Raw genomic sequence first — 20,696 nt, forward strand, 5'->3', positions numbered from 1 at the left:
AGGAGTGCAGGGACTCCCTAACCACTCACAGGTGGTGTGCCGCCTACGCAGGCGCCCGAACCACCAACACGGTGCCGGGGAACTCTGCGGCGAGCTCGCGCCGCGAATGCTTCACGCAGGCTGTGCCGTAGCCCTTCTTGCGAGATTCCGGCGCGATCCAGATCGCCACGTTGACCTCTTGGCCGTCGAGTTCGCCGAATACCAGGCCGACGCTCTTCGAGCCGTCACCGGAGACGTCCTCGGCGACGAACCAGGCAGCGGTCTCGTCGTCGATCCGGCCGAGGCCACCGACGCGCTCAGCTTCGATCCGATCCTCGCTCCACGGCTTGCCGTCTTCGCCGAGCTGCTCGCCCGAACGAATCGTGAACAGCGACTTGTCTTCTGCGCTGTCGCTGAACGGACGCAAGGTGAAGTTCTGCCCGCTGCTCGCGGGACGATCGAGCGTCGTCCATTCGAGAGTGGCGTCGAGATTCTCCAGCTCGCCCTGGATGCGGTCGCGCGCAGCCTTGGTGAGTGCACTGAACTTGAGGCTCAGAACTGCTTCGGCATTTGCTTCCGACGTGCCGAGGAGTTCCGCGACGGTGGTCAGTGCCTCCTGGTGGTCCTTGCTGTCGACCACTGCGTCCAGCACCTCGTGGCGACGCTCCAGCGCACGCACGAGGGCTGAGGTGATCTCGCGTCGGTCCAGGATTTGATCTTGAATATGCGTCGTCATATATGCGACTCCTTGCTGTGTTCGAGGCTCTGTCGAAACGCCGTGCGGACCGTACGAGTCAATAGTGCTCCAACTCGCTCGTTATGGCACGTGTTCAGCCTCCGGTGCGGCGAACGAGCCGTTCGTAGCGCTGGCGGGCAGCTTGAGTGCTGCCGAGCCCGAGTCCGAAGGCAATATCTTGCCAGGTCATGCCCCGTTCGCGGGCAATTCCGAGGAACAGTGCTTCCAGCTGTTCCATTTCGGCTCGGGCCTTGGGAATCAGAGTCAACGCAGCCATGACATCGGCGTCGTCGACCTCGGGTTCGTTCGGCTGCGGTGTGTCGGTGCCGCCGGCAAGACGAGCCACGACGCGCACCGCGCCGTAGGGCTCGAGCATCTCCGGATGAGATTGCCGCGCGCGCTGGCTTTGGGTCGCGCCGTGGCGCTCGCTGATCCGAAAGAGTCCGGCGTACTCGCGATGTGCGCGTTCGCGGCCGGAATCGATCGGTCTGAACTGGTCATCGGTCATGAACCCAGGCTGGCACGAACCCGGGCCGGTGTAAACGTTTTGTTGTAAACAGTCCGTTTATTTCTTCAGCGGCTCGCACACGATGACGGGAATGATCCGGTCGGTCCAGGCCTGATAGTTGTCGAAATCCGGATACATCGCCGTCAACATCGGCCACAGCCGAGCGCGCTCGTCCTCGGTGGAGACACGGGCTTTCATCGATCGGATCCGGGACTTGATCTGCACCGTCACCACCGGGTCCGCCTTGATGTTGAGGTACCACATCGGGTTCTTCGGAAGACCACCTTGCGACGCCACCAGAATCACGTTCTCGCCGTCCTCGAGGAACAGCAACGGACTGATCCGCTCCTCGCCGGATTTGCGACCGGTGGTGGTGAGCAGGCAGATCGGCAGCCCGCGTGGGAACGCGCTGCCGACCCGCCACTTGCTACCCAGCCGCCCGTCGGTGGCGCGATACATGGCGACGTTTGCCTTCGACATCCACTTGATGATCTTGACCGTCGCCGGAGCGTCGAGTCCCTTGGGTTTAGCTGGGGGAGTAGTCATCTCAGATACGCTCGATGATGGTTCCGGTGGCCAGCGCGCCGCCGGCGCACATCGTGATCAGAGCCGTCGAGCCGTTGCGACGCTCCAATTCGTGCAGTGCGGTGGTGATCAGTCGAGAGCCCGTACTGCCGACCGGATGGCCGAGAGCGAGCGCGCCGCCGTTGACATTGACGTTGTCGAAGTCAGGTTCGTGAACCTGAGCCCACGACAGTGCGACGGATGCGAATGCTTCGTTGATCTCGAACAGATCGAGGTCGCCGATCTTCATTCCGCTCTTCTCCAGGACACGGCTGGTTGCCTGCACCGGTCCGTCGAGGTGGAATTCCGGTTCCGAGCCGACCAGTGCCTGGGCGATGATGCGGGCTCGCGGCTTCAACCCGAGTGCGCGAGCCTTGTCCTCGTCCATGAGCAGGACTGCGGCCGCGCCGTCGGAGATCTGGGAAGACGTTCCGGCCGTGTGAATCCCGCCTTCGAGGACGGGCTTCAGTCGGGCTAGGGACTCGGCCGTCGTATCGCGCAGGCCCTGATCGCGATTGACGAGCTTCGTCTCGCCCGTGAGGTTTCCTTCCTTGTCGACCTGGGGCGCCGAAAGTTCGAGAACCTCGCGGTCGAAACGCCCTTCCTCCCAGGCCTGCTTGGCCAGCGCCTGCGAGCGGACGCCGAGGGCTTCGATGTCGTCACGGGTCAGTCCGCGACGACGAGCGATGCGTTCTGCAGCTTCGAACTGGTTGGGCATGTCGATGTCCCACGTCGCCGGCCGACGCGGTCCGGCCTGATCGCCGACGTTTGCGCCGAGGGGAACCTGGCTCATGGCTTCGATGCCGCAGGCGATGCCGGCGTCGATGGCGCCGGTGGCAATCAGACCGGCGATCAGATGGTTCGCCTGCTGGGCCGAACCGCACTGGCAGTCCACGGTGGTTGCGCCGGTCTGCCACGGAAGTCCGGCGTGCAGCCAAGCCGTGCGCGTGATGTTGTTGGACTGAGCGCCGGCCTGGGTGACGCAGCCGCCGATCACCTGCTCGATCAGCAACGGGTCGATTCCCGACCGGTCGAGAACGCCCTTTTGTGCCGCTCCGAGGATCTCGGCGGCGTGCAGACCGGCGAGCCAACCTCCGCGCTTGCCGATCGGTGTACGGACAGCCTCGACGATTACTGGTGTGCCCACAGCGGGCTCCTTTCCTTGTAATGAAAAAGTAGAACAGGTTCTCTGCGGGAAGCAAGACCTGTCGACGTTTCCTTTCCTAGTAAGCAGGCTTGTGTTTCAATGAGAGTAGAACGTGTTACACATCACGGATCCCCATCACCCCTGTGATGAAAAGGCTTAGGGCAGGAGACATCAGTGGCACAGCCCGCATTCCCCGAGGGAATCGACTTCACGGACCCCGACATCTACGCGGAACGCATGCCGTTCGAGGAGTTCGCCGAACTCCGGAAGACGGCCCCCGTGTGGTGGAATCCGCAGCCCCCGGAAATCGGTGGATTCCAGGACGAGGGCTTCTGGGTGGTCACCCGTCATGAAGAGGTCAAGGAGGTCTCGCAGCGAAGCGACATCTTCTCGACCCACGAGAACACTGCGATTCCTCGCTTCGCCGACGACATCCCGCGCGAGAACGTCGAGATGCAGCGATTCATCCTCATCAACAAGGACGCTCCGGAGCACACCAAGCTTCGCAAGCTGGTTTCGCGTGGATTCACCCCGCGAGCCATCAACAGCCTGCGCGAAGAACTGACCGAGCGCGCCGAAAAGATCGTCAAGACTGCGGCTGCCGGTGGTGCCGGAGACTTCGTGGTTCAGGTCGCGTCCGAACTTCCGCTGCAGGCAATCGCCGAGCTTCTCGGTGTGCCGCAGGAAGATCGAATGAAGCTCTTCGACTGGTCCAACCAGATGACGTCCTACGACGACCCCGAGTTCGACATCGATCCGCAGGCGGCGTCGATGGAGATTCTGGGATACGCGTACCAGATGGCGGATCAGCGCAAGAAGTGTCCCGCCGATGACATCGTCACCAAGCTCATCGAAGCTGACATCGACGGAAATGAGCTCTCCCCAGAGGAATTCGGCTTCTTCGTGATTCTGCTTGCGGTCGCGGGTAACGAGACCACTCGCAATGCCATCACACACGGCATGGTTGCCTTCCTCGACAATCCCGACCAGTGGGAGCTGTACAAGAAGGAACGCCCGAAGACTGCGGCCGACGAGATCGTTCGTTGGGCCACCCCGGTGACCTCTTTCCAGCGGACCGCGCTCGAAGACACCGAACTCGGGGGGCAGAAGATCAAGAAGGGCGATCGCGTCGTGATGATGTACGCGTCGGCCAACTTCGACGAAGACGTCTTCGAGAATCCCACGAAGTTCGACATCATGCGTGACCCCAATCCGCACCTCGGATTCGGCGGCACGGGTGCGCACTTCTGCATCGGCGCCAACTTGGCTCGTCTCGAAATCGATCTGATCTTCAACGCGATCGCCGATCACCTACCCGACATCACCAGGCTCGGCGATCCCCGTCGCCTGCGCTCGGGCTGGCTCAACGGCATCAAAGAGTTTCAGGTTGATTACAAGACATCGGGCTGCCCGGTCAAACACTGATCCGGACATATACTGACCTGGTAACCGGCGAGTAGGTTCTGTGTAGGTTTTCGGGAGTTGCCTCTGCACTCTCGAACACGCAGAACTACAGTAGACGTTCCGGGGGCCACTAGTTGGCAACCTGGAACTGCGGCGGCGTCTGCGGGATCCCTCATCTCCCGTAGGCGCCGCCGTTTGTAGTTCAATCTCTAATTCAGCCGCCGTATGGCTTGGTGATCGCTTCCAGGAAATGTCCCGACGGGTCGAGGAAGTAGACCCCACGCCCACCGTCGTTGGTGTTGAATCCGGTACTCGACTGGCGCGGATCGGCCCAGTGATCAAGTTTCAACGCCTGTATCCGCTGGTAGATGCCGTCGAAGTCATCTTCGGAGACGAGGAAAGCGTAGTGCTGAGACGCAACCTCGGCGCCCTCTTCCACCTGTGCGAAGTCCAGTGTCACGCCGTGCTCGAGTTCGACGCCGAGAAAGTAGCCGGCTTCGACCGGGCCTGGCAGACCGAACATGTGAGTGAAGAACCACGCAGACTCTTGTCGGTCTTTTGCGGCGATGATGGTGTGGTTGAACGAAATGGTCATGAGTGACCCCTTGCAGTACGACGCCTCCATGCCTGACGCAGTCCGTCATCGACACGCGACGTTGGCAACCAGGAAACCATTTCAGGGTTCTCGGTGCAAGTACGACAGGCTGATTCGAATACGACGAGAGCGGCCCCGGTCGATGACCGGGGCCGCTCTCGTACTGTGGGTTCTCAGGCTTTGCGTGCCGTCTTCATCGCACGGTCCACTTCCCAGAATGCTCGAAGCGACGCGATCTTGCCTGCGTCGTTCACGCGATAGACGAACACGCCCTCGGCGTCGATGATCGAGCCGCCGATGGTGGTCCGGATCTTGCCGATGTTGACGTTCTCGTTGCCGCACACCAGTGAATCGTCGATCAGAAACTCGAGCTTGTCCGCGGTCGCGATCGTCATGTCGTAGAACTTGGAGATCGCTTCGCGTCCGTGATGGCCTTTGCCCTCGGGATCGAATCCCGACGGCCCGACCGGATCCTCCACCCAACCGTCCTCGGCGAAGAGGTCCAGCCAGGCTTCCTTGTTCTTGCCACTCGCTGCGGCGCGCGAAGCGTTACCCGCGACGCGGGCGGGGTGTTCGTCAGTCATCGCGACTCCTCAGTTGATGTACTGCTCGGCGAACTTACGCATCGAATCCTGCTTTGCCTCCAGCGGGGCATCGAAGCCGATTCCGTCGAAAACCCAAGGTACGGTGATGATGTCCGTGACGCCGGCATCTTCGAGTTCTGCGTAACCGTCCTTGCCGAAACGGTCGATGCACACCGTCTGGATTTCGAACGGCTCGTTCTCGCGGCCGTACTCGGCGCGCAGTTCGCGTAGTCGTGCGATCACACCCACCAGGTCGTCGAACTTGATCATCGCCGAGGTCCAACCGTCGCCGACTCGCGCAGCACGCTGGAGTGCCACCTCGGTGTGGCCGCCGACGTAGAACGGAACCGGCTTGGTGGGAGCTGGACTCATCTGCAGGCGATCGAAATCGAAGAACTCGCCGTGATACTCGACCATCCCGCCGCCGAGAATAAGTTTGAGAACGTCGATCATCTCGTCCACTCGGGCGCCGCGACGCTTGTACGGAGCGCCGCACCACTCGAACTCTTCGGGAGCCCAACCGATTCCGACGCCGAAGCCGAAACGGTTGTTCGTCAATGCCGCTACAGATCCGACCTGCCGCGCGAGCAGGACCGGATTGCGGCTACCCAGCTTGAGCACCTGGGTGTAGAACTCGATCTTCTCGGTCACCGCGCCCATTGCAGCTGCGGCGATCAGCGGATCGACCCAGGGGGTCTCGGCATTCCACATCCGAGACCCGTCCGGGGTGTACGGGTAATCCGCCGCCTGCGTTTCCATGAAGAACAGTGAATCGGGGAGAGCGATCGACGAAAAGCCGCATTCCTCGGCCGTTTTGGCGATACCGGCTAACTGGTCCAAGGGGTTCATGGCAACCCCGACGGTGTACTTCATCTTCGGCCTCTTCCTGATCGGCGTGTGTGCTGCTGTTACGTGGTGGGACGTTCGGAGCCGACGACCCACATCGAGAAGTACTGCGAGCCACCGCCGTAGGCATGGCCGAGAGCCTTGCGCGCGTCGGCCACCTGGTGATCGCCGGCGCGGTGCATGACCTGCATCGCCGACTCGGCAAAACGGATCATGCCCGAGGCGCCGATCGGGTTGGAAGAGAGAACACCGCCCGAGGCATTGACCGGGAGCTTGCCGCCGATCGCGGTTTCGCCGGCCTCGGTCAGCTTCCAGCCCTGGCCTTCCTCCGCGAAACCGAGGTTCTCGAGCCACATCGGCTCGAACCACGAGAACGGGACATAGATTTCGGCGCAGTCGATTTCGTTGAGCGGATCGGTGATTCCCGCGGACTTCCACAGCGCGGCCGCGGCGTCACGGCCGGCCTGCGGATTGACCTGATCGCGTCCGGCATAGAAGGTCGGCTCGGTGCGCATGGCCGTCGCGTGGATCCACGCGACCGAACGACCCTCGGCCTCGACCTGTGCGGCCGCTTCCTCGTTGCCGATCACCAGAGCGCACGCGCCGTCCGAGGACGGGCAGGTCTCGTCGTAGCGGATCGGATCCCAGAGCATCTGAGATGCCTGCACCGATTCGAAGGTGATGTCCGGCTGCCGCAGGTGCGCATACGGATTGAGGCTGCCGTTGAGCCGATCTTTCACCGCGACGAGGTAGCCGATGTGCTCCGGTGCGCCCGATCGACGAATGTACGAACGGACGTGCGGGGCGAAGTATCCACCGGCGCCGGCGCCGACAGGCATGTTGAACGGTACCGGTGTGGACAGCGCCCACATGGCGTTCGACTCGGACTGCTTCTCCCAGGAAACCGTCAGAACCCGCTTGTGGACACCGGATTTGACCAGGCTGGAGGCGACGATAGCCGTCGAACCACCCACCGAGCCGGCAGTGTGAACACGCAGCAACGGCTTTCCGTTGGCGCCAAGGGCATCCGACATGGCGAGTTCGGGCATCATCGAACCCTCGAACAGGTCGGGGGCCTTTCCGATGACGACGGCGTCGATGTCGTCCCAGCCGACGTTGGCGTCGAGCATCGCGGCGTCGATGGCTTCACGAACCAAGCCCGCCATCGAGACATCATGACGCTTTGCGACGTAGTGAGTTTGGCCGGTGCCGAGCACGGCCGCGAGTTGAGGCGTTCCGGCCATCAGTTCCGTCCCTCCAAGACTGCTACCAGGTTCTGCTGCAGCACAGGGCCGCTTGTTGCATGGGCCAGAGCGCGATTCGCCTGGCCGTCGAAGATTGCCTTGGCGGCGTGGCCGATTCGTTCCAGACCACCGGCGAACAGTGGGTTGCCGCTGAGTGGACCGCCGGACGGGTTGATCGTGGTGGCGTCGGTCAGGCCGATCGCTTCCTTCAAGATCAATTCCTGGTGAGTGAACGGCGCGTGCAGCTCGGCGACGTCGATGTTGCCGACCTCGCCGCCTGTTGCCGCCTTGGCTGCCGACGTTGTGGACGGCGACGTGGTCAGGTCACGTGCACCCAGGTTGGGGGAGTCGATGCGATGTTCGAGTCCGGTGATCCACGCCGGCCGCTCGCAGAGATCGCGGGCGCGGTTACCCGAGGCCAGGACGATTGCTGCCGCACCATCGGTGATGGGCGCACAATCGTGTGCGCGCAACGGATCTGCGAGGAACGGGCTGGCGAGTAGTGCCTCGATGTCGACCTCGCCTGCGAGCTGAGCCTTCGGATTACTCAGCGCGTGACGACGGCTACGAGCGGCAACCTCCGCCATGTCCTCTTGCGTCCACTTACCCGCGTCGAGTCCGAGTCGGGCTTGAAGTCCGGCGATCGAGACGGAGTCCGGCCACAGCGGAGTGACGAGGTACGGATCGAGCTGCATGGACAGGATCTTGCGCAGGTGCCCGGCGGAGGATTTGCCGAAGCCGTACACCAGCGCGGTCTCGACCTCGCCGGTCAAGATCTTGATCCACGCTTCGTAGAAGGCCCACGCAGCATCCATCTCGACGTGAGATTCGTTGATCGGCGGGACCGCTCCGATGGAGTCGATGGCCGAGATGAAGGAAAACGCTCGTCCGGCCAGGTAATCGGAAGATCCGGAGCACCAGAAGCCGATGTCGGACTTGGTGATTCCCAGATCGCTGTAGAGCTGCTGGAAGCACGGGACGAGCATCTCGACGCCGTTGGTGGTGCCGTTGGTTTCGCGGACGTGGGGTGCCTGAGCAAAGCCCACGACTGCGATGTCTGCAGAAGTCATTTCAGGAGCCTCACAGGTGGTGTTGGAAGGTGGAGTACTCGGCGTCGGGTTCACCTGTCGGCCGGAAGTATTCGATGTTCTCGAGGGTGTAACCCCACTCTTCGCGAGGCTTCCACTTGGCTTCGACGCGCATGCCCATGCGTACGTCCGCGGCATCACATTCGAGGATCAAGTGCAGGAACGGAATGTCGGCTCCGTCGAGAAGCACGTAGGCGGCCACGTAGGGCGGTTTGATTCGCTGCCCGAGGAACGGGACGTTGACGATGCAGAAGGTGGTGACAATTCCCTTGTCGGGCAGTTCGATCTGCTCGCTCGTCGGCTTCCCGTTGGTGGGATTCGCGCCGCGCGGTGGGATGTAGATCTTGTCTTCGGGTCCGCTGCGACCACCGATCAGTTTGCCTTCTGCGAGACCACGGAGGTAGAAGCTCTCCTCGGCTGAGGCGGAATGCATGAAGTGCAGGTCGACAGGCGTCGTGATCATGGTGACAGGATCTGCGCTGGAATCGACTGTCGCGATTCCATTTTCGCTCTCACCTGGTTCGAAGCACTCGATGTCCTTGATCTGCCCGATCCGCTCCGACGCCCAGCGAGCACGAACCCGCAGGCCGGTGCTGATGTCGTCGGGGGAGTCGACGTCGACCGCGTGGAGCATGGACGTGTCCGCGCCGTCGAGCTTGATCAGGGCCCACGCGAAAGGCTTCGTCAGGGGTTGACCCTCGATGGGTTCGGGCATCCACGTCCAACTCACGACCGTTCCGCCGTCGGAGACTCCGACGAAGTCGGTCAGTGGTTCGGCCGTATCCGGATCGAATTCCGGTGGCGGCACGAAGACACGACCGTTCGACCCACGTGCGCCGATCACCTTGCGATCACGCAGGGCAGTCACGAACGCGCCGATGGTCGGTCCCGTCGATCTGGTGTAGTCGAAATGGAGATTCAATGGTGCGCTCAGGGGCTTGTCGGCCACCCCGCTCTTTCCGATGGTCACAAGATCGAGTAGAACAGGTTCTAGAGATTGTGGCAAGAGTCACTTCTGATCACCGGCAATGTGGAGGCCTGCGATGAAGCTTGGGTTGCAACTCGGATACTGGGGCGCACAGCCGCCGGCAAACGCCCCGGAACTGATCGAGGCCGCGGAAGGCGCGGGATTCGACGCGGTCTTCGCGGCGGAGTCGTGGGGCTCGGACGCATTCACCCCGCTCGCCTGGTGGGGATCTCGGACCGAGAACGTCCGTCTCGGCACGTCCGTCGTACAGATTTCGGCGCGAACACCGACCAGCTGTGCCATGCACGCGCTCACTCTCGATCACCTCAACGGTGGGCGAACGATCCTCGGGCTCGGCGTATCCGGACCGCAGGTCGTCGAAGGTTGGTACGGCCAGCCATTCGAGAAGCCGCTCGCGCGCACCCGCGAATACGTCTCGATCGTGCGCCAGGTCCTCGCCCGTGAAGCGCCCGTCACCAGCCCCGGCCCCCACTACCCTCTGCCGTATGCGGGACCGGGCAGTTCGGGACTTGGCAAGCCGCTCAAGCCCATTACGCACCCGCTGCGTGCGGACATCCCGATCTGGCTCGGCGCCGAAGGGCCGAAGAACGTCGCGCTCGCCGGTGAAATCGCCGACGGGTGGCTGGCGATCTACTACACCCCGCGCCTGGCCCCGATGTACAACAAGTGGCTCGACGAAGGCTTCGCTCGCGCCGGGGCCCGTCGTAGCCGCGAAGACTTCGAGGTGGCCGCCACGTGCCAGGTCATCGTGACCGACGATCGTGCCGCCGCCATCGCCGCTCTCAAGCCGATGACCGCCCTCTACGTCGGCGGAATGGGCGCCCCGGAGTTGAACTTTCACGCGCAGGTCTACAAGCGGATGGGCTACGAGAAGGAGGTCGACGAGATCGGTCGCCTCTTCATGTCGGGTCGCAAGGACGAAGCTGCTGCCGTCGTCCCCGACGAGATGGTCACCGAGACCATGATCATCGGCAACGTCGACGAGGTGCGCGCGGACGTGAAGCGTTGGGAGGAAGCCGGAGTCACGATGCTGCTGGTGACCTGCCGCGACGCCGACCATGTGCGAGAGCTCGCGGCCGCGGTGGGTGGTTGAGCGGGGCACCCCCTTTTTTCGAGCGGGACCCCCCTTTTTTTCGAGCGAACGGCACGTTCAGCGCATCTGAGGCGCTCAACGCGCCTTTCGCTCGCCGAAAGTTATCCACAGGGCCGCCAAAACCCCAGGTCGCCGCCGGGGCCCACGCTGCTACTCGAGTCATGCTGCAACCATGCGACGTGGAATGTGGGGCGATGATCTGGACGCGATCTACCGCGTCAGTCGAAGTGGAGTGATCCGAACGGCCGAGTTGGCGCGATTGGGCGTCTCCAACTCCGCCGTGCACACCCGGTGTCGAGCGGGCGGACCCTGGCAGCGCATATTGCCAGGAGTGATCCTGCTCCGAAATGGTCAACCGACGCCACGTCAACGATCGATCGCTGCGCTCATGTTGAGCGGTGACGAGTCTCTGCTGACGGGGCGATCTGCCATGTCGGAGTACGGATATCGGACGCACGCCGGGGATGTGCAGGTGCTCATCCCCATCGACCGTCGAGTTCAATCAGTTGGATTTGTCACGGTAGAGCGCACTGTTCGACTGCCTGAGCCGGAGATTCGCAACGGACTGCGCTGTGCGCCGCTGCCGCGGGCATTACTCGACGCTGCGAGGCGGTGCAAGGCCCTCGATCCCACACGGGCACTCATTGCCGAGGTCGTTCAGCGTGGCGACGTCTCGGTGCGCGAACTTGCGAAGGAACTCGAGGCGGGTAGCAGTCGGGGTTCCGCGCTACCTCGGGTCGTGTTGCGCGAAGTGAACGCGAACGTCCACTCGGTTCCGGAGGTTCACGCGCGAAAACTGTGGCAGCGGAGCGGGCTGCCGGAAATGTTGTTCAACCATGAGATCCGGGATGCTGACGGAGACTTCATCGCAATTCCGGACGGATGGATCGATTCGGTTGCCTTCGCGTGGGACATCGACTCCTTGGAATGGCATGCCGCGCCGACGGACTACAAGCGCACGGTGGAACGTCGGACGCGTATGCAGAATGCGGGAATCATCGTGTTGCCGACGGTGCCCAGTGCACTGCGAACGGACCCTGATCGTGTGATCGAGGACCTGCGTGCGCACTACAGATTGGCGCAGTCACGTCCCCGGCCACAGGTGTTCGCGAGGTCGAGGTGGGTCAAATTGGACGAAACCGGCTGAGCGAAAGTGCCTTTCGGCGCACTGAAGGCGCCGAAAGGTACGTTCGCTCGAAAAGGGGGGTGGGTGGGACCGAGAGCGGACGGGAAAGGGGGTGGCTCAGACAGGGGTGGGACAGGCAACCCTGACTCAGATGCCCTTGAACTGGGGCGCCCGCTTCTCACCGAAGGCTCGCGGGCCCTCCTTGGCGTCCGCGCTCATGAACACCTTCATGCCCAGCTGCGCGTCGATCTGGAAGGCCTCTTCCTCGTGCATGCCCTCGGTGTCGCGGATGGTCTTGAGAATCGCCTGCACGGCGAGGGGGCCGTTTGCACTGATCAGGTCCGCGAGCTCCAGCGCCTTGTCGAGGGCCTGACCGTCCGGGACGACGTGGCCGATGAGCCCGATCTCCTTGGCCTCCGGAGCCTTGATGTGACGACCGGTGAGCAGGATGTCGGCTGCGATCGTGTACGGAATCTGTCGAACGAGACGCACCGCGGAACCGCCGAGCGGGAAGAGCCCCCACTTGGCTTCGGAGACGCCGAACTTGGCGCTCTCGCCCGCGACGCGGATGTCGGTGCCCTGCAGGATTTCGGTTCCGCCGGCGATGGCTGCACCCTCGACCGCAGCGATCAGCGGCTTGGTCAACCGGCGACCCTTGAGTAGACCTTCGATCTTGGACATGTCGACGCCGCCGCCCGCGAAGGAATCTCCCGGAGGCTTGGCGGACATGTTCTTGAGGTCGGCGCCGGCGCAGAAGTCGCCGCCAGCTCCGGTGAGGATCGCGACGCGGATTTCGGGGTCGTTGTCGACCTGATCCCAGGCGTCGACCATGATCGCCATCATTTCGCCGGTGATGGCGTTCTTACGCTCGGGGCGATTCATGGTCACGATGAGAACGTGGCCACGCTTCTCCACGAGGCAATGCGGCGCGGTTTCCGAAATGTCTGATTTTTCGGTCGTCGAAGTGGACACTGATGGCTCCTGGCGGGTCTGTGAGCTGGCTCTCAAATTGGGTCTTGCCAGAAACGGTAACACGTTCTACTTTGAACTCGTGGCCCTTAACATCGCAGACTTCGTAGAGCACGCAATCGACCTCGTTCCGGACCGCGTTGCGCTGGTCTCGGACAACCGCGAGATGACTTATGCGCAGTTGGAGGACCGAGCAAACCGCCTCGGTCACTACCTGCGTGAACATGGCGTTCAGCCGGGTGACAAGGTCGGCATCTACTGCCGGAACGTCATCGAGGCGATCGAGGCCATGGTCGCCGTTTTCAAAATCCGGGCCGTGATGGTCAACATCAACTACCGGTACGTCGAGAACGAGTTGCAGTACATCTTCGACAACTCCGACATGGTTGCGCTCATTCACGAGCGCCGCTACTCGGACAAGGTCGCGAACGTCCTGCCGAACACTCCCAAGGTCAAGTCCGTCATCGTGGTCGAGGACGGCACCGATCTGGACTTCAGTGCTTTCGGCATCGGCTACGAGGACGCACTCGCGCAGAGTTCGGGTGAGCGTGATTTCGAAGAGCGCAGCAACGACGACATCTTCATGCTCTACACCGGCGGCACCACCGGAAGTCCCAAGGGCGTCATGTGGCGTCACGAGGACTGGTGGCGTGTTCTCGGCGGCGGCATCAACTTCGTCACCGGAGTTCCGGTCGAGGACGAGTACGAGATGGCGAAGGTCGGCGCAGCCAACCCGAGCATGATCCGCTACCCGATTCCCCCGATGATTCACGGTGGTTCGCAGTCTGCGGTGTTCCACAGCCTCTTCGGCGGCGGAACCTGTTTGATGCACCCGGAATTCGACGCCCACGAGGTGTGGCAGAACATCGACAAGCACAAGGTCAACCTGATCTTCATCACGGGTGACGCGATGGGCCGTCCGATGCTCGACGCACTGATCGCCGGCAATCCGAAGACGGGTGAGCCGTACGATCTTTCGACGCTCTACGTGATGGCCAGCAGTGCTGCGCTCTTCTCGCCGAGCATCCAGGAGCAGTTCCTCGAACTGTTGCCCAACCGCCTGCTGACCGACTCCATCGGAGCATCCGAGACCGGCTTCGGCGGACTGGCCGTGCTGAGCAAGGGTCAGAAGCACACTGGCGGTCCGACGGTCAAGATCGACGCCTCCACAACGGTTCTCGACGACGACGGCAACGAGGTCGAACCCGGATCGGGCAAGCGCGGCATGCTCGCGCGCAAGGGCAACATCCCGCTCGGCTACTACAAGGACGAGGTCAAGACGGCCGAAACCTTCCGCACCATCAATGGCGTTCGCTACTCGATCCCCGGCGACTACGCTCAGGTCGAAGCCGACGGCACGGTCACGATGCTCGGCCGCGGTTCGGTGTCCATCAACAGCGGCGGCGAGAAGGTGTACCCGGAAGAGGTCGAGGGCGCGTTGAAGGCGCACCCGGACATCTTCGACGTGCTGGTGGTCGGTATCCCCGACGAGCGCTTCGGTCAGCGGGTTGCCGCAGTGGTTCAGGTACGTGAAGGCACGTCGCCGACGTTGCACGACATCGCCACCGCAGCGCGCAAAGAGATTGCCGGATACAAGGTTCCGCGCAGTGTGTGGTTCGTCGACCAGATCAAGCGCAATCCGGCCGGCAAGCCCGACTACCGCTGGGCGAAGGCCGAAACGGAATCGCGCGAGGCCGATGATCACAACGGAAACGGCGCTCCTGTGTCGTCCGCAAACGAAAGCGTGGAAGCCTGATGCGTTCGGATCTCGCCGACAAGTTCGGCATCGAATACCCGATTTTCGGATTCACTCCTTCCGAGCATGTCGCGGCCGCGATCAGCCGCGCGGGCGGTCTGGGCGTGCTCGGTTGCGTCCGGTTCAACGATCCGGAAGAGCTCGAAGCCGCACTGACGTGGATGGACGAGAACACCGACGGTAAGCCGTACGGCGTCGACATCGTCATGCCGGCAAAGGTGCCGACCGAGGGCGGCGCCGTCGATCTCGACAAGCTGATTCCGGAGGAGCACCGCGCCTTCGTCAACCGAACGCTCGACGAACTGGGTGTGCCGCCGCTTTCCGACGACGTCGAGCATGCGACCGGCGTACTGGGATGGCTTCACTCGGTGGCGCGGTCTCACGTCGATGTTGCTCTGGGACACCGGATCGCGTTGATTGCGAATGCACTGGGATCGCCGCCGAAGGACGTTATCGATCAAGCTCACGAGAAAGGCGTTCCGGTAGCAGCACTGGCCGGCGCCGTCGAGCATGCACGTCGTCACGTCGAGAACGGTGTCGACATCGTGATCGCGCAGGGTTACGAGGCCGGCGGTCACACCGGCGAAATTGCGTCGATGGTTCTCGTTCCGGAAATCGTTGATGCACTGGGCGATTCGGCGGCCGTACTGGCTGCCGGCGGTATCGGCAGCGGCCGTCAGGTGGCTGCTGCACTTGCACTCGGTGCGTCCGGAGTGTGGATGGGCTCGTACTGGCTCACCACGTCCGAATACAAACTCGGCAGTGCGTCGGGCGAAGGCCCGTCCGCTATTCAGCGTGCACTGTTGGGCGCGACGTCGGCCGACACCGTACGTTCGCGCATCTACTCGGGTAAGCCCGCTCGGTTGCTCAAGACCAAGTGGACGGAAGCCTGGTCGAACCCGGGAGCACCGGCGCCCTTGCCGATGCCGCTGCAGAACCTGCTGGTCAGCGACGCTCATCAGAGAATCGCTGCATCGGAGAACCCGGAAGTTGTGGCAATGCCCGTCGGTCAGATCGTGGGACGGATGAACGAGATCCGACCGGTCGCCGAGGTCATGGCAGAGCTGGTGTCGGGGTTCGAGGACGCGCGAACCCGACTGGATTCGATGAAGTAGTAGATGACACGTACGTATGCCCTCGGCCGAGTTTCGGCCGAGGGCATACGTCGTTTCAGCCGGCGAGGTCGTCCGGTCCGACGCTGTCCGACAACCATTCTCCGCGGCTGAGGGCGCCGTCGTCGCGGCGACGTGCGATCACGAAAATGACCAGGGCGGCAGCGAGGACAACTGCGAGAACGCGCGAAGGCGTCAGGTTCGGGTTCTTCATACCCGTAATTTTGCCGGAAGAACGGGCGCGATGGTGAGACAGCGGAGCAAAATCACGCGTTTCGAAACTACTGCGCTTCGGAAGCATGAAGGCCGGCGATCCGCTCGCGCAGGCCACCGAAGTGCACATCGAGAGTGTGCGCCGCCTCGACGGCATCACCCGTACGGATCGCGTCGAGAATCGCACGATGCTTCGACGCGATGTCGATCAGTGGTGTGTCCGAATGCCCGATAGCCTGCTGGATCTCGCTGTACACCTGCCAGAAGACGTCCATCAACTGAGCGAGGACCTGGTTGTCGAGCGGGGAGTACAGGCGGGAATGGAAGGTCGCGTCGATGTCGGAGAAGTTCTTCCCGGCGGCGGCACGGACCTCCATGCCGGTGACGAGTTCGTCGAGGTCGGCGTGGTCGGCCGACGTCATCTCGGCCATCGCCGCACCGATCAGTCCGGTCTCGAGTGCCTGACGAATATCGACCAGTTCCATCGCCTCGTGCCCGGTGCCCTGCAACGACAACCGGCCACGGAAGGTCAAGCCGTCGGCGAGAGCGTCGAAGTTGCTCGGGGCGACGAACATTCCGAAGCCGTGACGGATCTCGACGACGCCCAAGGCCTGCAGAACCTTGAGTGCCTCGCGGAGCGTGTTCCGGCCGATTCCCAACTCTTCGGACAGTTCGGCCTCGGTGGGCATCGGGTCGCCAGGGGAGAGTCTGCGTTCGAGGATCAAGTTCATGATGTCCGTCTGAAGTGCGCGCATGCGGTTTTGCGCGCTGAAACGAGCGCCCTGTGTGCCACTCCGGACAGACATCGATTCCCCTTTTCTGATACGAACGTCCTTCATCCTATGTCCGGTCATCCGCTCCATTGGTCAACCCACGTCAACGGTGCGTTGCAGGAGACTGGGCGCCGCGCCCAGCAGTTTGGCCGTGTACGCATCCGACGGGTTGTCGAATACTTCCTGGGCCGTTCCCTGCTCGACGATCCGCCCGGCGTTCATGACGACGATCGTGTCGGAGACATACCGCACCGTCTGGATGTCGTGCGAGATGAACACCATGCCGAGCCCCAACCGAGCCTTGATGTCGCTGAGCAGGTTCAGGATCTGCGCTCGCACCGAGACATCGAGAGCCGACGTCGGTTCGTCGGCCACGATGACGTCAGGCTCGAGCGCGAGCGCACGCGCGATCGCGACACGTTGACGCTGACCGCCGGAGATCTGGCTCGGGATGACTTCGAGCGCAGATTGGGGGAGTCCGACCAAACCGACCAGCTCGCGAACTCGGGCGGTTCGGCCCGCGCGGTTGCCGATGCCGTGGACGTCGAGCGGATCGGTGAGGATGTCGGCCACCGTCATTCGCGGATTGAGCGCGGTAGCCGGGTCCTGGAAGACGATCGAGATCGCCCGCCCGAACTCCTTGCGCACGCCCGCCGACCGGGTCAGAGCGCTTCGGCCGCGAAATACCACGTCGCCCGACGTCGGTTTCTGCAATCCGACCATGACTTTGGCCAGAGTGGACTTGCCGCAACCCGACTCGCCCACGATGCCGATCGTCGCCCCTCGTCGTACGGCGATACTGACATCGTTGACCGCGTGAACCGTGCCGGGTTTGAACAGTGATCCCGAACGGGTCTTGTGGACGACGTGAATGTTCTTCAGTTCCAGGATGGGTGCTTCAGCTGTAGTCATCGCACGCTCTCCAATTCCGATTCTGCGTGTGCGGGAGTCGCGGACTGGTTCGCGAAGAAATGCTCGGTCTCGCCGATCCGAACCATCTCGGGCTTTCGGTTTGGATCGGAATCCGGACGCAGGGAACGTTCGGCAAAACGGTCACCGGCGGCGAAGCTGCCTGGCGACGGTACGGTTCCCTGGATCTGGTGGAGTCGCGGAGCCTCGTCCTCGATGGAGAGAACGGCGCCGAGGAGGCCCTGAGTGTATTCGTGACGCGGATCGACGAGTAGATCGCTGGTGGGCGCAGACTCGACGACCTGACCGGCGTACATCACCGTGATCTTGTGAGCGAGTGAAGCAACGAGTGCAAGATCGTGGCTCACGAAAACCATGGCAAAGCCGAGCTTTTCCCGAAGATCGTTGAGCAAGTCCACGACCTGGGCCTGGACGGTGACGTCGAGAGCGGTGGTGGGCTCGTCCGCGACGATCAACCGCGGACTGCGGGTGAGCGACATGGCGATCAGAACGCGCTGACGCTGACCACCGGAAAGCTCGTGTGGGTAGCTGGAGAGAGTGCGCACCGGATCGAGTCCGACGAGTTCGAGTAGTTCCTCGGCTGTGCGGGTACCGCCGCGCTTGGTGAGCTGCTTGAACTGCGCGCGGATCAGCATCGCCGGATTCAGAGAACTCAGCGCATCCTGGTAGATCATCGCCATGTCGTGCCCGCGCAGCTTGTTTCGCTCCCGGTTGTTCAGCTCGAGGACGTTGACTCCGTCGAACAGGATCTCGCCGGTCACCACCGCCGTCTTGGGCAGTAGACCCATGATCGCCAGCGAAGTGAGCGACTTTCCGCAACCGGACTCGCCGACCAGTGCCATCGTCTCGTTCGGGCGGACGGTGAAGCTCACGTTGTCGACGATCGCCGTGTCTCCGTAGCGTTCGGGGAACCGGATCGTGAGATTGCGGACCTCGAGGAGGGGCGCTGCATCGCCCTCGTACACAAGACGATCGGACCGAGACCGCTCGGTTTCCGCCAGGATTTTCAGGTGAGTTTCGAGAGGAGTCGGCTCGGCCGCCGGCTTCAGGACATCTTTCACGACGCTCGGGTCGGCGAAGTCGTCGATCAACTCCGGAGTGTTGGCGACCGATGCGGCTTCGTCCTCCAGAATGAGCTCGTTGGAGGTCTCCTCCGCTGCGGCAGTCTGCGCTGCTTCCAATGCGGAGGGCGTCTTCTTGGTTTTCTTCAGACTCGGATCTGCCATCGCGTCGGTCAGGCCCTCGGCGAGCACGTTGAGGGAGAGCACCGTCAGAAGAATCAGCAGACCGGGGAACACCGTTGCCCACCAACCACCGAGAAGGACCATGTTCTTGCCGTCGGCGATCACCGATCCCCACGACGGATCCGGGGGACGGACACCTGCTCCGATGAACGACAGGCTGGCTTCCAGCACGATGGCGTCGGCGACCATGACAGTGCAGAAGACGAGAACGGGCGCAGCACAGTTGGCTACGACGTGCTTGACAACGATGTGTGAAGTTCTTGCGCCGATGACCTTTTCGGCCGCGACGTAGTCCTCACCGTACTGAGCGAGAACGTTCGCGCGAACGACGCGGGCGACCATCGGTGTGTAGAGGAACGCGATGGTGACGATCAGAACCGGAATCGAACCACCGAAGGCTGCGACGAGTACGGCAGCGAGCGCGATGCCCGGGAACGCCATGACCACGTCGAGCACTCGCATGATGGTCTCGTCGACGCCTTTTCGGCTCGTTGCGGCGACCGACCCGATGAGAGCACCAGCGCACAATGCAAGGAAGGTGGACCCGAGACCGATGGTCAACGACCAGCGTCCGCCGTAGAGCAAGCGGCTGAACAGATCTCGGCCGAGACTGTCCTGACCGAACCAGTGCTCGGCGCTGGGGCCCGCGGTACCGACCGCCTGTTCGAGTGGGGTGTACTGCGTGATCAGCGGCGCGAAGAGGCAGGCGAGCACGATGATCGCGAGAACCGCCATCGACAGCCAGGCCGAGAGGGGGAAGCGAGAAAAGGTGATACCGGGTCGCGAAAGCTTCTCGGTGAGTTTTCTTCTCATCATGCTGCGCTCCGAAGTCGTGGATTGACGAGCAGGTAGAGGATGTCGACGGCGAGGTTGACGACGACGAAGCCGACCGCGATCACGATGACAACACCCTGAACGACTGCGGGGTCACCGTTGGTGACGCCGTTGATCATGAGCTGACCCATTCCGGGAAGACCGAAGATCTGCTCGATGACCACGGCGCCGCCGAGTAGGTAACCGACACGCAGGCCCAGAACGGTGAGCGGGTTGATCAGCGCGTTACGCAACACATTCCGTCCGATCACCACGTGATAGGGCAGGCCGCTGCCGATCGCGGTACGGACGTAGTCCTTGTCCAACTCCTCGACCATGGACGTGCGGATGATTCGCGTCAGTTGTGCCGCGACGGGCAGTGACAGAGACAGTGCCGGGAGCGCCATGTACCAGAGCCAGTCGCCGACGGAGTCGCTCGGATTGACGTAGCCACCGGTAGGGAACCATCCGAGTTGGACAGCAAGGTACTGAATCATCAGCAGTGCCAACCAGAATGACGGTGCTGCCACACCGCCGAGGGAGATCACTCGGATGACCTGATCCGGCCAACGATCGCGGAACAGTGCGCTGGTGACACCGAAGATCAGCGAGAGCACGATGGCGATCACCAGTCCGAGAACCGTGAGCTGAATGGTCAGTGGCAGAGCGGTGGAGATCGAATCCAACACCGGGGTACCGGAAATCAGACTGTCACCCATATTGCCGCTGACCAGATCGGTCACGAAGTGAACGTATTGCAGCGGAAGCGGATCGAGCAGTCCGTTCTCTTCCTTGAACTGCTGCAACTGTTCCGCAGTCGGGTTGCCGCCGTTGAACGCCGCCGTTGCGGGATCGGTGGGCGCGAACTGCATCACGATGAAGACGAACGCGATGATGCCGAGGATCAGGGGGATCAGTATCAGTAATCGCCTGATCAGCATGGGGAGGACTCTTGCCATCGGGGAATCTCTCAGTTGTGGGAAA

General features: G+C 62.5%; 21 protein-coding genes. 5 read left to right on the top strand and 16 right to left on the bottom strand.

The annotated features are described in order from the left end of the window. Positions 1-43: 43 nt before the first annotated feature. From FEZ59_RS04240 to FEZ59_RS04255, 4 genes are all read right to left on the bottom strand, one after another. Positions 44-715, bottom strand: a complete 672-nt coding sequence (locus tag FEZ59_RS04240; RefSeq protein WP_019746972.1) for a hypothetical protein — start codon at positions 713-715, stop codon at positions 44-46. 94 nt (positions 716-809) lie between these two features. Then, positions 810-1,223 carry a hypothetical protein gene (locus FEZ59_RS04245; protein ID WP_021342917.1) on the bottom strand — a complete coding sequence of 138 codons (414 nt, stop codon included), beginning with the start codon at positions 1,221-1,223 and terminating at the stop codon, positions 810-812. A 57-nt stretch (positions 1,224-1,280) separates the two neighbouring features. After that, positions 1,281-1,769: a nitroreductase family deazaflavin-dependent oxidoreductase gene (locus FEZ59_RS04250; RefSeq protein ID WP_029254509.1), complete on the bottom strand. Its 489-nt coding sequence runs from the start codon at positions 1,767-1,769 to the stop codon at positions 1,281-1,283. A 1-nt stretch (position 1,770) separates the two neighbouring features. Then, positions 1,771-2,934 carry a steroid 3-ketoacyl-CoA thiolase gene (locus tag FEZ59_RS04255; protein ID WP_019746975.1) on the bottom strand — a complete coding sequence of 388 codons (1,164 nt, stop codon included), beginning with the start codon at positions 2,932-2,934 and terminating at the stop codon, positions 1,771-1,773. A gap of 174 nt (positions 2,935-3,108) precedes the next feature. On the opposite strand from FEZ59_RS04255, the gene FEZ59_RS04260 reads away from it, so the two are divergent. Then, positions 3,109-4,359 carry a cytochrome P450 gene (locus tag FEZ59_RS04260; RefSeq protein ID WP_003945573.1) on the top strand — a complete coding sequence of 417 codons (1,251 nt, stop codon included), beginning with the start codon at positions 3,109-3,111 and terminating at the stop codon, positions 4,357-4,359. 193 nt (positions 4,360-4,552) lie between these two features. Here the strand turns inward: FEZ59_RS04260 and FEZ59_RS04265 are convergent, their stop codons facing one another. From FEZ59_RS04265 to FEZ59_RS04290, 6 genes are all read right to left on the bottom strand, one after another. Further along, positions 4,553-4,933 carry a VOC family protein gene (locus FEZ59_RS04265; protein WP_020906296.1) on the bottom strand — a complete coding sequence of 127 codons (381 nt, stop codon included), beginning with the start codon at positions 4,931-4,933 and terminating at the stop codon, positions 4,553-4,555. Positions 4,934-5,106: 173 nt separating this feature from the next. Next, positions 5,107-5,517, bottom strand: a complete 411-nt coding sequence (locus tag FEZ59_RS04270; RefSeq protein ID WP_019746977.1) for a nuclear transport factor 2 family protein — start codon at positions 5,515-5,517, stop codon at positions 5,107-5,109. A gap of 9 nt (positions 5,518-5,526) precedes the next feature. Next, complete coding sequence (locus FEZ59_RS04275; RefSeq protein ID WP_134998403.1) at positions 5,527-6,390, bottom strand: TIGR03619 family F420-dependent LLM class oxidoreductase; 864 nt, start codon at positions 6,388-6,390, stop codon at positions 5,527-5,529. Positions 6,391-6,425: 35 nt separating this feature from the next. Further along, the gene (locus tag FEZ59_RS04280; protein ID WP_003945946.1) at positions 6,426-7,607 is read right to left on the bottom strand and encodes a thiolase domain-containing protein; all 1,182 of its coding nucleotides are present in this window, start codon (positions 7,605-7,607) and stop codon (positions 6,426-6,428) included. Continuing rightward, positions 7,607-8,677, bottom strand: a complete 1,071-nt coding sequence (locus FEZ59_RS04285; protein WP_003945801.1) for a thiolase domain-containing protein — start codon at positions 8,675-8,677, stop codon at positions 7,607-7,609. The genes FEZ59_RS04280 and FEZ59_RS04285 overlap by 1 nt, the downstream gene beginning before the upstream one ends. Positions 8,678-8,687: 10 nt before the next feature. Continuing rightward, the gene (locus tag FEZ59_RS04290) at positions 8,688-9,665 is read right to left on the bottom strand and encodes an OB-fold nucleic acid binding domain-containing protein (RefSeq protein ID WP_019746979.1); all 978 of its coding nucleotides are present in this window, start codon (positions 9,663-9,665) and stop codon (positions 8,688-8,690) included. 73 nt (positions 9,666-9,738) lie between these two features. On the opposite strand from FEZ59_RS04290, the gene FEZ59_RS04295 reads away from it, so the two are divergent. Both FEZ59_RS04295 and FEZ59_RS04300 read left to right on the top strand, forming a co-directional pair. Then, positions 9,739-10,776 (top strand): LLM class F420-dependent oxidoreductase, encoded by a 1,038-nt coding sequence (locus FEZ59_RS04295; protein WP_019746980.1) that lies wholly within the window; start codon positions 9,739-9,741, stop codon positions 10,774-10,776. Positions 10,777-10,948: 172 nt separating this feature from the next. Next, positions 10,949-11,923, top strand: coding sequence for a hypothetical protein (locus FEZ59_RS04300; protein WP_134998402.1), 975 nt, complete (start codon positions 10,949-10,951; stop codon positions 11,921-11,923). Between the two features lie 126 nt (positions 11,924-12,049). Here the strand turns inward: FEZ59_RS04300 and FEZ59_RS04305 are convergent, their stop codons facing one another. After that, positions 12,050-12,874 (bottom strand): crotonase/enoyl-CoA hydratase family protein, encoded by an 825-nt coding sequence (locus tag FEZ59_RS04305; protein WP_070796348.1) that lies wholly within the window; start codon positions 12,872-12,874, stop codon positions 12,050-12,052. 79 nt (positions 12,875-12,953) lie between these two features. On the opposite strand from FEZ59_RS04305, the gene FEZ59_RS04310 reads away from it, so the two are divergent. Next, a complete protein-coding gene (locus tag FEZ59_RS04310) occupies positions 12,954-14,627 on the top strand; it encodes an acyl-CoA synthetase (RefSeq protein WP_060938398.1) in 1,674 nt (557 codons plus the stop codon). Then, the gene (locus tag FEZ59_RS04315) at positions 14,627-15,742 is read left to right on the top strand and encodes a nitronate monooxygenase (protein ID WP_003945863.1); all 1,116 of its coding nucleotides are present in this window, start codon (positions 14,627-14,629) and stop codon (positions 15,740-15,742) included. The genes FEZ59_RS04310 and FEZ59_RS04315 overlap by 1 nt, the downstream gene beginning before the upstream one ends. Positions 15,743-15,797: 55 nt before the next feature. Here the strand turns inward: FEZ59_RS04315 and FEZ59_RS04320 are convergent, their stop codons facing one another. The 5 genes from FEZ59_RS04320 to FEZ59_RS04340 all read right to left on the bottom strand — a co-directional run bounded on the left by FEZ59_RS04320 (position 15,798) and on the right by FEZ59_RS04340 (position 20,671). After that, positions 15,798-15,953 carry a hypothetical protein gene (locus FEZ59_RS04320; protein ID WP_019746984.1) on the bottom strand — a complete coding sequence of 52 codons (156 nt, stop codon included), beginning with the start codon at positions 15,951-15,953 and terminating at the stop codon, positions 15,798-15,800. Positions 15,954-16,020: 67 nt separating this feature from the next. Next, complete coding sequence (locus tag FEZ59_RS04325) at positions 16,021-16,758, bottom strand: FCD domain-containing protein (RefSeq protein WP_024487763.1); 738 nt, start codon at positions 16,756-16,758, stop codon at positions 16,021-16,023. A gap of 60 nt (positions 16,759-16,818) precedes the next feature. Further along, positions 16,819-17,637, bottom strand: coding sequence for an ATP-binding cassette domain-containing protein (locus tag FEZ59_RS04330; protein ID WP_060938397.1), 819 nt, complete (start codon positions 17,635-17,637; stop codon positions 16,819-16,821). Then, complete coding sequence (locus FEZ59_RS04335; protein ID WP_051636449.1) at positions 17,634-19,712, bottom strand: dipeptide/oligopeptide/nickel ABC transporter permease/ATP-binding protein; 2,079 nt, start codon at positions 19,710-19,712, stop codon at positions 17,634-17,636. Before FEZ59_RS04335 ends, FEZ59_RS04330 begins: the two co-directional genes overlap by 4 nt. After that, positions 19,712-20,671: an ABC transporter permease gene (locus FEZ59_RS04340; protein ID WP_029254514.1), complete on the bottom strand. Its 960-nt coding sequence runs from the start codon at positions 20,669-20,671 to the stop codon at positions 19,712-19,714. Before FEZ59_RS04340 ends, FEZ59_RS04335 begins: the two co-directional genes overlap by 1 nt. Between the last annotated feature and the right edge of the window lie 25 nt (positions 20,672-20,696).

The sequence above is a fragment of the Rhodococcus sp. MS13 genome, assembly GCF_013277835.1.
In the GTDB taxonomy this organism is placed as follows: domain Bacteria; phylum Actinomycetota; class Actinomycetes; order Mycobacteriales; family Mycobacteriaceae; genus Rhodococcus_F; species Rhodococcus_F erythropolis.